Below are 13,440 nucleotides of genomic sequence, written 5' to 3'. Positions count from 1 at the left end.
CCCGTCAGATGATTTCCAGATCGGCATGCAGCGCGCCTGCGGCCTTGATGGCCTGAAGGATGGAAATTGTCTCGGTCGCGCCCAGCCCGATGGCATTCAGTCCGTCCACCAGTTTCTGCAGGCTGACATCGCCCTCCAGGATGGTGAACTTGGTTTCCTTTTCGTTCACCACCACAGTGGTGTCCGGCACCACAACCGTTGTACCCCCCACCGAAATCGGTTCGGGCTGGCTCACCTTGACTTCTTCCTTCACGATGACGGTCAAACCGCCCTGGCTCACCGCGATCTGGTCGATCCGCACATTTGCCCCGATCACAATCGTCCCCGACCGCGCGTCGATCACAACCTTGGCCGTGGTGTCTGGCTGGACCGTCAGGTTCTCGATCTCCGACATCAGCTGCGGAATATTGGCCTTGTCAAAGATATCTATCTCGACCGTCGTTGGGTCCAGCGCCGCTGCTCGTCGTCCCCCCAGCCGGTCGTTGATCGCGTCCGCCACACGCACTGCCGTGGTGAAATCGGGATTGCGCAGCGCGATCCGGAGCGACGACAGCTCGCTCAGCCGAAACGGAATCTCGTTCTCCACCGTCGCGCCGTTCTCGATCCGCGCGACAGTCGGGACGCCCTCGACAACCGAAGCATTGATGCCCTGCGCGGCATAGCCGGCCACCGCGATTGGTCCCTGCGCCACGGCATAAACCTCGCCATCGGCGCCGGTCATCGGCGTCACGACCAGAGTGCCGCCCCGCAGACTGCCGGCATCGCCCAAAGACGAGACCACAACGTCAATTGTCGAACCCCGTCGCGCGAAAGGCGGCAGCATGGCCGTCACCATCACCGCGGCTGTATTCGCCGTCTTCAGCTCGTCCTCGTTCAGGTTACCGACACCCAGACGCTCGAGCATGCCTTTGATGCTCTTTTCGGTAAACGGGCTGTTGCGCAGCCGGTCGCCCGTGCCGTTCAGCCCGACGACAAGCCCGTATCCGACCAGCTGGTTTTCCCGGACGCCTTCAAATATTGCGATATCCTTGATGCGAACCTCGGCCGCGACGGCACCCGCCAACAGCAGGAACAGGGCCGAAAACCCCATTGCCAGTCGTTGCATCGTGGGGCGCATAGGTGCCGCTCCAAGGTTGACCGCGCAGATCCGGGTCAGATGAGAATATCCAGTTTTAAACATGCCATAGCCCAACCTAGCAAGCAGAATGTCAAAATTTCCTACGAATAACAAGAATACTAGCAATGTTCCGCCGAGTTATTGTTGACTATATTTGAATTCTATTCTTATGATCTGAAAATCTGCCGTGTCTCCGACGCGGTGTTCCGCAGAGGGTAGGATGCACGTCTATCTGTATCAGGCCGGTGGCCGGTCGCAGCTGCCGCTGAATGACCTCCGGTCCGAACGGATGGTGCCGATCGAGATCGGGCCGCAGTTCTTCCGTGGCGACCTGCGCGTCCTGAACAGGGCAGGGCACGAAACCCACGCTTTTCTGCTGGTCGCCAACCCCGATTTGATCGCTCAGATCCTGCAACTCCGCCGGTCCGGAATCTCTAACCCGATCCTCGTACTCCGCGCGGCGCGGGACGCCGATAACGCCGCACAGGCTCTGGATGCCGGGGCTGATGACGATATTGTCATGCCGATCCGCGCAGTTGAGCTCAAGGCGCGCATCAATGCTGTGCTGCGTCGCGCGCACGGTCACGCGGCGGACAGCATCACCATTGGCGAGGTTACGGCCTTCTTCGATGGGCGCGACCCCGAAGTCGGTGGCCACCGGGTGAAATTGTCGCGGCGCGAACACAAGGTATTCCAGCAACTTGTCCTGAATGCCCGCAAGGTCACGTCCAAGGCCGCAATCTACGACGCCGTCTACGGCATGTCAGACGATCAGCCCTTCGACAAGGTTATCGACGTTTATATTTGCAAGATCCGCAAGAAGATCGGGCAGGCCGCGCCATCGGGCTACCCCTATATCGAAACCGTCCACGGACGCGGCTACAAATTCGATACCTCCGAACCCGACCACGGATTGCGCCCGGTCGCGGCCGAATGATCAGGCCAGGAAATTCAGCAGCGAAAGGCTCTGCAGTCGTGCAGTAACCGCATAGCTTGCTTCCAGCTGCGATTTGAGCAGGTTGAGCCGTGTCGCCGCCTCGTATTCGTCCACCCCCTCCAGGTCGAGCATCCGTGTCGAATAGACTTGGATGACGCTCTCGTGGCGCTCGATCGTTTCCTCGACCAGCCCTTGCGTTGACCCAAGCCGGGTCTGGTCGCCCAAAAGCGTCTGCGACCCCTGCGAAATGTTCTGCACCGCCACATCCAGATAGGCCGAATAAGTGGCCTGGTCCTGAATCTGAGAAATGTCGGTGGAAGCCAGCATCGACAGCCCCTGCATCAGTTGACGGAAACCGTCGTCATTGGCCTGGATGCCATGGGTGATCGTCACCCCTTCGCCGATCCGCGCTTCGACACGCTGACCTGCCGACTGGGGTGTCCCGTTGAAGAAGGAGGCCTCGTAGTTGAACCCGGAATTGGGATGCGTTCCGTCAAACGCGCTCTGCACTTCGGCGGCAATGGCGGCAACGTCTGCCACGCTGCTGGGTCCGCTCGCGACAATGGCGCTCATCACGTCCTGCGGAGAAAGGCCGGTCGAGGGATTTGTCCGCTCCCATCCCTGCATCGGGGTCTTGTCCTGATCGACGCCGGCAAAGACATGGCTGCCCTGATAGACCGTGTTGGCCTGCGCGATGATCTGGTCGATGGCGATGCGCGCGTTGGCCTGCAGCTCCGAACTGATGGCGCTGCCGGGGTTCGACCCGCTGACCGCCAGCGCAAGAAAACCCTCTGCCACCTTGCGGATGTCAGACATCGCCATCGAGGTGACCTCCATCCGCCCTGCCAACAGCTTGTTGGACGCGATGAACCCTTCGTTGCGCGACACGATGTTGCGCAGCCGCACCGATTCAGCGGCCCGCTGGCCGAGGTCCCGGAACAGGTCGGCCCGCAGGCCGGTAGTGGTCTCTTTTTCGGCCCTCGCCAGACCCTGTGTCAGCCGCGCGTTCTCGCGCCGGCGCGCCAGCGAGGATTGCAGGGTGGAGATATTGCTCAGCAGGTCGGCCATTCAATCCATTCCGTTCATCAGGTTGCCGCCAGCAGCGCATCGAGCATGTCCGACAGCGTGCTGATCACCTGTGCATTCGCGGCATAGCTCTTTTCTATCAGCAAGAGTTGCTGCAATTCATCGTCGATGTTGACGCCCTGCGCGTTCAGCCGGGCATCGTCCACGCTGGCCGCAGAGGTGGCATAGTTCTCAAAGGCCTTGTCGGCCCGCGCGCGCGCGTCCTGCTGGTTGGCGATCATCGCCGCCCCGAATTCCGACAGCGAAATTCCTGTCGGGAGCCCCGTGCTGCCGTTGAAGGACTGCGGTCCGTCCAGCGCCGCGATAAAGGCGTCGATCTGCGAGGAATCGCCCTGGCTGCCAGACGTGGTCGCGCCGATACCATCTCGCAGGCGCCAAAGTGCTCCACCCGCGCTCGGATCGACCGCATCGTTGACAGTGATCCGTCCTGCCAGTCCCGTCAGCGCCCCAGGATCATACGCCCCGCCCGCGTCGGTGAACAGGCCGGCGTCCCCAGCCCCCAGCGAAGCGTCTGCGTTCTCGAAAGTCTGCACAAGCCCACGGGCGAATTCATCGATCTGCAGGCGTACCTTCGGCAGGATATCGTTCAACAGCTCGACATGCCCGGCCAGCAGCCCTTCGTTCACGCCGGTGGTCCGGCCCGGCGTGACATCGACCCCGCCGGCCGTCAGCTGTCCAGTGCCAGAGTCATAGGCCAGGTTGAACGCCCCCTCGCGCTCTACAAGGCGCGCGCCGCCCATGGTGCGGACATCCACCATCCCGCGTTCGCTCGGCGTGACCTTTATGTCGACGTATTCCGCCAGCCGGTTCAGCGAAGCCGTCTGCTGATCTTCAAGCGTCACATACAGCGCCGACCCAGGTTCTGTGTTCGCCATCTTGCTGTTCAGATCGGCAAGCTGGTTCAGCAACTTGTTGGTCTCGGTGATGTCCGAAGCCAGACGCTGCCGGGTTTCCCCCACGGCCGTATCCAGGTTGTTCGACACCCGGTTCAGCCCCCGCGCCAGCGACTGGGCAGATTGGAGCGTGGCCTGCTGCAGCGATGTCTGTCCTGGATCGTTGAACAGAAAATCAAAGCTGGTCTGGAACTGGTTCAGCAACTGCATCGGCGAGTTAGGATCGTCGAGCGAACCGAGCCCGGTGGTATAAGCGGTCAGTCCGGTCGAAAGCGCGTCCTGCCGCATCGCCCGGGCCAATTCTTCCCGATACATCCGCGTCAACGAGGCATCAGCCGCCCGCTGGACACCGGTGGCCAGCACATTGCCGCTCTCGGTTGATGTGCGGCTCAGCGTGCGCCGGCCATAGTCGGCGTTGTCAGCATTCGCGATATTGCCCGAAACGATTTCGGACCATTGCGAATTTATCGTCAGGCCGGACCTGGCGATATTGAATGCGCTGTTGATGCCGCTCATGGCGTGACCTTCTCAGCCGGCCGACCCGTCAGCGCTTGAGACGCGTGGTCTCTTCCATCATCTCGTCGACCGTGGTGATGATCTTGGCGTTCGAGGAATAGGCCCGCTGCGTCTGGATCAGACGGGTCAGCTCTTCGGCCAGTTCCACGTTCGACGATTCCAGAGATCCGGTCGTGATCGTCCCGGTCGACCCGGTGCCCGGCCCCAGCAGCTTGAAGCTGCCCGACGCCTGCGTCATCAGATAGGCGTTGCCGTCCACCATGTTCAGTCCGTCGGGGTTCGGCACTTCGGCCAGCGGGATGTGATACATGATGTGGCGCGCGCCGTTGTCGAAGATCCCGTAAAGATTGCCCTGATCATCAATCTCGAACCGCACCATCTCGCCGGTACCATAGCCATCGATATCTGCCTCGATGTCGACGCCGGTGCCAGCCAGCTGCATCATGCCCTTGCCCTGGTTCGGGGCGCCGATGGTCAGGTCGATCACCTGCGGCACCGAGGCATTGTCGATCGTCAACGTGGCGACACCGGTAGAGGTGTCGAAGGCAAAGGCGGCGGGCGCCGTGGCCAGCGAGGTGACGTTGGTATAGGCAAGCGGGGTGCCGACATTCGGGCCGCTGTCGTTGAATTCGACATCGACGGTGCCAAGGTCCGCGCCATTCGCCGAAATCGCCAGGGTCCAGACGTTCGGCGTGGTCGACGGCGTCCAGGTAAACTGCGCAGACTCCGACGCACCAAGCGGCGTGTAGTATTTCTCCGAAGTGATGATCGTCTCGCCATCCAGCGCCATCTGGCTGGTGGGGCCGGTCATCTGCGACGAAAGGTTGCCCATCAGGGTCATCGATGTGGTAGCCTTGCCCGGGATCTTCACATCGCCCACATTGACCGTCTGCAGGTCCGAAAACTGCGATCGGTCGATGGTGCCGAGCGAGCCATTATCGTCATAACGGAAGCCCGCGAGATACAGGCCCGCCGCGTTCTTCAAATTGCCATCGGCATCCGGCGAAAACGAACCGGCGCGGGTAAAGGCGTAATTCGATGAGACCGGATCGTTCGGGGCGCGCGAGACCACGAAGAAGCCTGTACCACTGATCGCCATGTCGGAATCGACCCCGGTAGTGCGAGCCGAACCATCGAGCGCCACATTCTGGCGCGATACCGCCCGAACGCCGGCATGTCCGCCCGCCCCGGTCGACGAAGCAGAGGTGACCATCTGCGAAAAGCTGCGCCGATATCCGTCGGTGTTTGCGTTTGCGATGTTTGTCGAAATGGTGCTGACGGCCGAAGAATTTGCGAGAAGCCCGGCGACCCCGGTTTGCATCGCGCTCGAAATGCTCATGAACGTGCCCCTATTGACGTTTTTCTGCTTAGCTCACCCTAAAGTATGCTTGGGAAATTTCATGCGGGTTAAAGAACTGAGTATTTTTCTTTTTGCGGCGCTGCTTGTAAATGTTCATCAGTTCCCCGCCGCCTGGAGGTTTCGCAGGTTTTCCAGCGTCTGCCCGGCCTTATCCAGCCGCTCCTGCGCCGTCGCCGCGCGCAAAGGCAGCAAATCCGGCGCTTCCTCGGTGATGCTCTCCGCGATGCGCGCCCACTTCGGGTTTTGCGTCACGGCCTGGAACCGCCGCGCCACGTCGATGGCGGCGGCCTTGTCGCCGGACCGATGCGCGGCCAGCAGCAGCCGGACCGCGTCGCTGTCCGCAACCTCGTTCCCTGCGCGGTCCACGATCTGACCGTAAAGGCGCTTTGCCTCTTCCCACTCACCGCGTCCGAAATAGGCGGCCGCGCGCAGGCGAAGATAGCGGATAGGCGGTTCCGAAACCGCGGTCTCTGTGACGTCCCTGTCCTCGCCGCGGTCCGCATGCAGCCTGGCCCTCATCAGATTCAGCTTGTCCTGAAGGTCGGCGTCCTCGCTGCGCACCCCTTCGGCCAGCAGATAGGCCAGTTCGTCAAGTTGCCCGCCGCGATACAGCGCATCCGCTTCCTTGAGCCGCAACAGATCCAGCCTGCGGTCGTCTGCTTCGGCCAGGCCCAGATCGCGAGCGACCAGCAGAAAATCATGCGTCTCACGATACTCGTCGGCGGCCACCATCGTCGCTCCCAGCGCCATGAACCGGTCCGCCAGCGCCTCGGTTTGCAGGTCGAACCCCGGTTCGAACCGATAGCCTTCCGAAATCCGCCGATGACCGGTCAGAAAGTCGGAAAGTGAAATCTGGCCCGCGGCGCCCCGTTCATAGAACTCGGTCCACAGGCTTCGCGCCTGCTGCCGCGCAAGCTGCGCATCCGCCCCATCAGGATAGCGCGACATGATGGCTGAGAAATCGCCAAGCGCGCTCAGCGTGTCACCCAGCCGCAGGTCGATATCCGCAAGCTGTTTCAGCACAGCCACGCCATAGGCATCGCCCGACCAGTCGCGGCTCACTTGCGCCAGCAGAACCCGCGCATCCGCCAGCTCCAGCGTCTCGGTGCGCAGACCAAGCTGGACCAGCCCCATGCGTGCCCGGTGCGCCCACAGATCGTTCCCTTGACCAGCCTTCAGATAGTTGTCGAAGGCGGTCAGGTCGTCGCCGCCAGCCTCCGCCGTCCGCGCCAGCTGGAAGGCATAACAGGACGAACCGGCAAGCTCTGGTTCCAGTGCAAACCGCCCGGCCAGCCGGCGCGCGGCTGGCCATTCACCGGACGCGACAGCGGTATCCAGAAGTGCCGGCAGCGCCCGGCGCACAAAGGGCCGGGAATACTGATATAGCCGCTTAGCCGCGACATCGACGTATCTTCCGGCCGCTTCGACATCACCGGTCTTCCAGTGATAAAGTGCGAGCAGCACAGCCTGATCGCGCCAAAGATTGTATTTCGGGTCCAGCAAGGCCCTCGCCCCGTCCGACAAAGGCAGATCTCGGGTATCTATCACCCAAAGAGCCAGCTCCAGCGCGGCACGCTTCAGTTCGTGCGTCCGCAGCAGCGCGGTATTGAGCCCCGCAAGCACGTCCAGCCCTTCAGACGCCAGCCCATGTGCAAGATCGAACTCGGCCAGCTCCAGCAGAGCCCGGATCTCTGCCGCGCCTTGAACCCGTTCGCCGTTCTCGCCGGGTGGCTCGGCCCGGCGGGCATTTGCAACATGGGCAAAATAGTCGCGCCGTCGCTCGACAAAGCCACCCGGCTCGAAATGCAGCATCCGGAACTGAGGCGGCAACAGGACGGTTTCGGCGGGGTCGCCGGCCCATGAGACAACGGGCATCACGGACAAGAAAAAACCCGCAGCGCCTGCCAAGAAGCTCAAAGAATATAACCGCAAGTTTCCCACTATTTTGTATATTCTCTTGCGTAATCATAGATTATTATCCATGATACACAAGAACAGATCGGCAGTCGACCCAATTCCGGAAGGTCCGACAATGGATAACTCAACCTACGTGGCGCTGTCACTGGCGCAATCCATGCGCCGTGATCTTGACGTGACCTCGAACAACATCGCGAACGCCAACACCGTGGGATTCAAGGGCGAACACATCGTCTTCGAAAGCTACATGCACCGGGGCGGTGCGGAAAATGCCGGCTCGGAGATCAGTTTCGTGGCGGAAACCGGCTCTTTCACCGACGACTCTCAGGGACCGCTGACCCAGACGGGCAACGCGCTCGACCTCGCGCTGCTCGGCAAAGGCTGGTTCTCCTATCGCACCGATCAGGGAGAGACGGCCTATGGCCGCGACGGGCGCTTCACGCTCGACACCGAGGGTACGCTCGTCACGCTCACCGGGGCCAAAGTGCTTGACACTGGCGGCGGCGAAATCTCGATCCCTCCCGGGGCCGGTGACCTCGAGATCGCGCGGGATGGAACGATCTCAAGCTCGATTATCGGACCGATCGCGCGGATCGGGGTCTTCGACCTGCCCGACCTACAGGCCTACGAAAGACTGGGCAACGGTATGCTGGCTCGGCCGCAGGGCGCAGGTGTCAGCATGCCTCCGCCCGCCACCCGAACCGAGGTGGTTCAGGGCTCGATCGAGGGCAGCAACGTACAACCCGTCGCAGAGATGACTCGGATGATGGAAATACAGCGCGCCTACGAACGCGCGATCAATCTGATGAATGACGGCGATGGCCTGAGGCGTGACACGCTTGCGCGGCTCGGGCGGCTGGGATAAGGGAGACGAACCATGCGGGCCTTGGGTATCGCTGCGACAGGAATGATGGCGCAGCAGACAAACGTCGACGTCATCTCAAACAACATCGCGAACGCCAACACCACCGGCTTCAAGTCTGCGCGCGCGGCCTTCCAAGATCTGATCTACGACCACCGCAGCCGCGAAGGCGCGGTCACCGCCGAAGAAGGGACCGTGCGCCCGACCGGCGTTGACATCGGCCTCGGGGTCCGCACCGTCGGCACCGTCCGCCTCAACATCCAGGGCGGCCTGATCAGCACCGAGAACAAGCTGGCCATGGCCGTCGAGGGGCGTGGCTATTTCACGGTCAACCTCCCCGACGGCAATGTCGCCTATACCCGCGACGGCTCCTTCCAGCTCTCGGCCGAAGGCCAGATCGTGACCCTGCAGGGCTACGAGGTCGATCCCGGCATCGTCGTCCCCGAGAACACTGTCGATATTGAAATCAGCGAACAGGGCATCGTCAGCGCCTATATCGAAAATGATCCTGTGCCGGTTCAGCTAGGCCAGCTCTCCCTGACCACCTTCATCAACGATGCAGGCCTGCGTCCGCTGGGGAACAACCTGCTCGAGGCGACCAATTCCTCGGGCGATCCTCAGCAGGCCCTGCCTGGTGACCCGGGTGTCGGGATGATCCGCCAGGGCTTTCTCGAAAACTCCAATGTGAACATCATCCAGCAGATCACCGACCTGATTTCAGCCCAGCGGGCCTACGAGATGAACTCGAAGGCCATCGAAACGGCCGATCAGATGATGTCCGTCGCCAACGAGATCAAGTGATGCACCGCTTCCTGCTCGCCACTCTGCTCGCGCTCTGCGGCCTCCCGGCCGGTGCAACGCCTGTCGAAGACCTGATCTCGGAAAAGGCGGCCGAGAGCTTTGGCGTCGAGATGCCCGAACAGGGCCGCTTCCGTATCACCTTCCAGCGAAAGGACTACGACGATGCCGAGCTGATCTCGGCTTTCTGGATGGACCGCGCCACAGGCCAGTTTCTGGCCAACGCGGTGCGCAGCGAAGGCACGGTCACGCGCCTTCAAGGTCTTGCCATCCTCACCCTGCAGGTGCCCGTGCCGGTGCGGCGAATGATGCCGGGCGAGCTGATCACCGAGGCCGATCTGCAAACCCTCGACGTGCCCTATGCGCGTATCGGCGCCTTTGCCGTGACTGATCATGACGGACTGGTCGGCAAGGAGGTGCGCCGCACACTCACTCAGGGTCGCCCGGTCATGGCGCAATCGGTGACCGAGCCCCTGGTGATCACCCGGGGCGACAAGGTGTCGATCCGGTTCAACGATGGCCGCCTGTCGCTTTCCGCGCCGGGCCGGGCTCTCGACGACGGCTTTCGGGGCGCCGAAATCCGCGTCGTCAATCTTGTCAGCAACACCCTTGTAACCGGGGTCGCCATGCCGGGCGGCCTCGTGGAGATCGTCAGATGAGTGTCGCCTTTCGCGCAACCGCCTCCTGCATGGCGCTCTGTGTGGTCCTTTCCGGGTGCAGCAGCGATCCGTTCAAACAGGATCCGAACATCACCGATATCTCGCTGAACGGGCAGACCATGCCCGAGATGCAGTTCGTTTCGGTTCCGATGCCCCCGCCGAAGACACCGCGCGTTCCCGACCGCGCCGAAAAATCGTCTCTCTGGGCGCCAGGTTCGGGCGGCTTCTTCGCCGACCAACGCGCCAGCCAGGTTGGCGACATTCTGACCATCGTCATCGAAATCAACGACGAAGCCAGCCTGTCCAACGCGTCGACCCGAACGAGATCAGGCGGCGGCACGATCGGCTATCCCAAGTTCTTCGGCTATGGCAACAAGCTCGACAACATTCTGCCCGATGTGGGCGAGGACGACCTGCCCGAAGGACAGGATATCGTCGACGTGACCTCGCAGATTTCGGCACTTGGCCGCGGCTCGATCAATCGCGACGAACAGATCAGCCTGAAAGTCGCCGCGATGGTGGTGCAGCAGCTTCCCAACGGCAATCTGGTCATCGCCGGCCGGCAAGAGGTCAAGGTCAACAGCGAACTGCGTGAACTGCGTGTCGCGGGCATCATCCGCCCCCAGGATGTGCAGACCAACAACACCATACCCTACGAGAAAATGGCCGAAGCGCGGATCACATACGGTGGTCGCGGCCAGATTTCGCGCCAGCAGAAAAGCGGCTATGGCGAAGGTGCCCTCAACATAATTTTGCCCTTCTAAGGGATAAATTGCGCCGCATTGCGCAGGCAGAGGATATCCCACGCGACTGACGTGGGGTGTCCGGATGAAAATGCTTTTGATTGCCGCAGCTGTCGTACCGGTCCTCTGTGTCGGCGCGGGTTTCGGCGCCGGCAAGATGCTCACCGGCAGCCACGCCGAAGCCGAAGCCGCCGTAACCAACCAGTCCGATGCCGGCGAACAGGAAGCCAAGGCGTTGATCGAGGCTGCCGAGAAGAAAGACAAGTCTGCCGCCACCGCGCATCCGGCGCAGGAAGACCACGGCCACACTCCGAAAGCCGCCGCCGATGCCGGGAACCACCCCAAGACCGACGAGCACGCAAAATCGACGGACAAGCCGAAGAAGGCTTCCAGCGATGTGGTAAAACTCGGTCAGGTGACGGTACCCATCTACAAGCCGATGAGCGTGACCTACGTCGTTGCAGACCTTGGCGTTGCGATGTCCAGCGCGGAAATGGCGGCGCACTACCGCGTCGCGGAAAATGCCGTTCGTCTGCGAGACAACATCATGCAGACCTTTCGCAAGGCCACTGAAAACCCCAAGATGCGCCGCGCCTCGCTGGATTCCGATTGGCTGTCCAAAACCCTCTCCGACAACCTGCGTGCCGAATTCGGTGAAGCAGAGGAAGTGCTCTTCCTGACGCTCTTCAAGAAGGACGTGCCGCGCAGTTGATCTTCAGCGAACGCTTACGATCTGCCCCGAATAAGTGGTCGTGCCGTTGCTCAGGATAAGCATCGGCCTGCCCGCCTCAAATGACATTTCCTCGACCGTCGCTGTCGCGTAGACACTGGCCGAAACCGATATCCCTTCTGTCGTCTCCGCCTCGATTTCGACGGTAAAGACTGCATCCGGCACTGGCATGCCGTTCTTGTCCAACCCATCCCAGGTCATCTTGTGCACCTCGCTGGCCAGTCCCGCCAATCCGGTCAGCTCGCGCACGACGGTGCCATCCTCCGCCTTGATCACCGCCTTGACCAGCCCGGCGTCGTCGTCCACCTGATATTCGAACTTCGCCGCACCATCCTCAAGTTCGACCCGATCCGTCGCCAGCAGAACATCATGCCCAATCAGTTGGATATCCGACATCGCGGCAGCCGCCGCCAGCTGCGAGTTGATCTGTTCCAGATTTGTGTTCGACTGCACAGTCTGTTCGACCTGCGTCAGCTGCGCCAGCTGGCTGACAAAGGCCGTCGAGTCGATCGGTTGCAACGGATCCTGATGCTGGATCTGCGCCGTCAAAAGCTTCAGGAAACTGGTGTAATCCTCGCTCAGCTTCTTGAGCGCGGTGCCGCTGGCGGTATTGGTCGTCGTGCTGCTGTCGATCTGCATGATCGGGGTCCCCGTTGCACCCTCAGGTGATGATATCGATCCGCCCATAAGGCAGAATGGCTTGAATCTGCGGCAGCGTCTGCAACACCTCATCCTCCGGCGTTGTCAGCGTATAATCGGCCTGCTTCGGCATCGCCTGGCGCTGCTGTCGCTCGCCCTGCCCGTATTCCTCGAACCCCAACGCCGACTCCTGAACGCTCACCCCGTTGTCGCGCAGCACGCTCAGCAGCATCTCGCGGTTTTCGCGCAGGGCGCTCAGCACGGCGGGATTCTCGGCCCTTATGGTGATGCGCAACGCTCCTGTATCGTCATGCCCAAGGTCAATCTCGACCGCGCCGAGCCCCTGGGGCGACAGCCCGATCCGTGTAGTACCCTCGGCAATCGGATGGCCTCGCATCTGGCCGGTGACATCTCCCGCAAGATGCGATGATGGCGAGCCATGCGCTGGCGCAGACGGCGGCGTCACATCCGACGGTCGCGGCAAAAGAGGTTCCGGCACCGACATCGCAATCCGCCCATCCGACAGCGCGGCCGTTGGATCCGGAACAACCGTCGCTGGCCTGATCTCCGCCGCCGAACGACGCAGATCGGTCTGGCCGGGAATCTGAATCGCCGCCTCAGGTTGTCCCGATTGGCCCGACGACGCAAAGGAGATGGCCTCCGGGCTGACCGAAACGCCAGCGTCTCGCAACACGCCTGCCAGCTTCCCGGCGTTGTTTTGCAATACCGCCTGCACGCGCGCGTTCTCGGCGCGAACCGTCACCTCCGTCGCAGCCGCCGCGGTGCGCGTAACGGTAAGGACCACAGCGCCCAACCCGGGCGGCGACAGCTGCACTCGCGCCGTCCCTGCTTCAAACCGCATCCCACCAAGCTGAGTCGCAAGACTCGAATAGAAGCCCGATTGCACCGCCTGAGGTACGGCACTGCCCTGCGCTGCACCCTCGCGCAGCGCCTCAACGGCGCGTCCCTCGGGGATAGAGGCATCCGTCACGCTGCCCGGCCCTGCAGTTGCAATCCCGATCAGCCCGGCCAGAGGTTGTGCGCCCGCCACCCGCGTCATCAAAGGGGAACTCGGCACCAGCGCAGCGTTCGACCTGCCCTGATCCGTCGCGAGGCCTAAAGCGTCCGACGCAAAACCTGAATCGGAATGGATTCCCTTGAGGGCTGATCTGTGATTCATCCT

At 61.9% G+C, this 13,440-nt stretch carries 13 protein-coding genes; 6 read left to right on the top strand and 7 right to left on the bottom strand.

Annotated features, from left to right (window positions below; translation table 11 throughout):
• Positions 1-4: 4 nt before the first annotated feature.
• The gene (locus ACFO5X_RS13175) at positions 5-1,117 is read right to left on the bottom strand and encodes a flagellar basal body P-ring protein FlgI (RefSeq protein WP_380717935.1); all 1,113 of its coding nucleotides are present in this window, start codon (positions 1,115-1,117) and stop codon (positions 5-7) included.
• Positions 1,118-1,406: 289 nt separating this feature from the next.
• Between ACFO5X_RS13175 and ACFO5X_RS13170 the strand changes: the two genes are divergently transcribed.
• The gene (locus ACFO5X_RS13170) at positions 1,407-2,054 is read left to right on the top strand and encodes a response regulator transcription factor (protein WP_380717934.1); all 648 of its coding nucleotides are present in this window, start codon (positions 1,407-1,409) and stop codon (positions 2,052-2,054) included.
• Here the strand turns inward: ACFO5X_RS13170 and ACFO5X_RS13165 are convergent, their stop codons facing one another.
• From ACFO5X_RS13165 to ACFO5X_RS13150, 4 genes are all read right to left on the bottom strand, one after another.
• Positions 2,055-3,122, bottom strand: a complete 1,068-nt coding sequence (locus ACFO5X_RS13165) for a flagellin N-terminal helical domain-containing protein (protein WP_380717933.1) — start codon at positions 3,120-3,122, stop codon at positions 2,055-2,057. It lies immediately after the preceding gene.
• Between the two features lie 17 nt (positions 3,123-3,139).
• Positions 3,140-4,549: a flagellar hook-associated protein FlgK gene (gene flgK, locus ACFO5X_RS13160; protein WP_380717932.1), complete on the bottom strand. Its 1,410-nt coding sequence runs from the start codon at positions 4,547-4,549 to the stop codon at positions 3,140-3,142.
• 28 nt (positions 4,550-4,577) lie between these two features.
• Positions 4,578-5,888 carry a flagellar hook protein FlgE gene (locus tag ACFO5X_RS13155; RefSeq protein WP_380717931.1) on the bottom strand — a complete coding sequence of 437 codons (1,311 nt, stop codon included), beginning with the start codon at positions 5,886-5,888 and terminating at the stop codon, positions 4,578-4,580.
• A 117-nt stretch (positions 5,889-6,005) separates the two neighbouring features.
• Positions 6,006-7,793: a hypothetical protein gene (locus ACFO5X_RS13150; RefSeq protein WP_380717930.1), complete on the bottom strand. Its 1,788-nt coding sequence runs from the start codon at positions 7,791-7,793 to the stop codon at positions 6,006-6,008.
• 148 nt (positions 7,794-7,941) lie between these two features.
• On the opposite strand from ACFO5X_RS13150, the gene flgF reads away from it, so the two are divergent.
• The 5 genes from flgF (at position 7,942) to ACFO5X_RS13125 (ending at position 11,600) form a co-directional block, all read left to right on the top strand.
• A complete protein-coding gene (gene flgF / locus ACFO5X_RS13145) occupies positions 7,942-8,691 on the top strand; it encodes a flagellar basal-body rod protein FlgF (RefSeq protein WP_380717929.1) in 750 nt (249 codons plus the stop codon).
• 12 nt (positions 8,692-8,703) lie between these two features.
• Positions 8,704-9,489, top strand: coding sequence for a flagellar basal-body rod protein FlgG (gene flgG / locus ACFO5X_RS13140; RefSeq protein WP_380717928.1), 786 nt, complete (start codon positions 8,704-8,706; stop codon positions 9,487-9,489).
• Positions 9,489-10,145: a flagellar basal body P-ring formation chaperone FlgA gene (flgA, locus tag ACFO5X_RS13135; RefSeq protein WP_380717927.1), complete on the top strand. Its 657-nt coding sequence runs from the start codon at positions 9,489-9,491 to the stop codon at positions 10,143-10,145. Before flgG ends, flgA begins: the two co-directional genes overlap by 1 nt.
• Positions 10,142-10,909 (top strand): flagellar basal body L-ring protein FlgH, encoded by a 768-nt coding sequence (gene flgH, locus ACFO5X_RS13130; RefSeq protein WP_380717926.1) that lies wholly within the window; start codon positions 10,142-10,144, stop codon positions 10,907-10,909. Before flgA ends, flgH begins: the two co-directional genes overlap by 4 nt.
• Before the next feature lie 64 nt (positions 10,910-10,973).
• A complete protein-coding gene (locus ACFO5X_RS13125) occupies positions 10,974-11,600 on the top strand; it encodes a hypothetical protein (RefSeq protein WP_380717925.1) in 627 nt (208 codons plus the stop codon).
• Between the two features lie 3 nt (positions 11,601-11,603).
• Here the strand turns inward: ACFO5X_RS13125 and ACFO5X_RS13120 are convergent, their stop codons facing one another.
• Positions 11,604-12,257: a flagellar hook assembly protein FlgD gene (locus ACFO5X_RS13120; protein ID WP_380717924.1), complete on the bottom strand. Its 654-nt coding sequence runs from the start codon at positions 12,255-12,257 to the stop codon at positions 11,604-11,606.
• Between the two features lie 22 nt (positions 12,258-12,279).
• Positions 12,280-13,440, bottom strand: a 1,161-nt coding sequence (gene fliK / locus ACFO5X_RS13115; protein WP_380717923.1) for a flagellar hook-length control protein FliK, incomplete at its 5' end; no start/stop codon positions are given.

The sequence above is a fragment of the Seohaeicola nanhaiensis genome (genome assembly GCF_042654245.1).
GTDB classification, from domain to species: domain Bacteria; phylum Pseudomonadota; class Alphaproteobacteria; order Rhodobacterales; family Rhodobacteraceae; genus Seohaeicola_A; species Seohaeicola_A nanhaiensis.
This window is presented reverse-complemented; position numbering and strand designations above follow the sequence as displayed.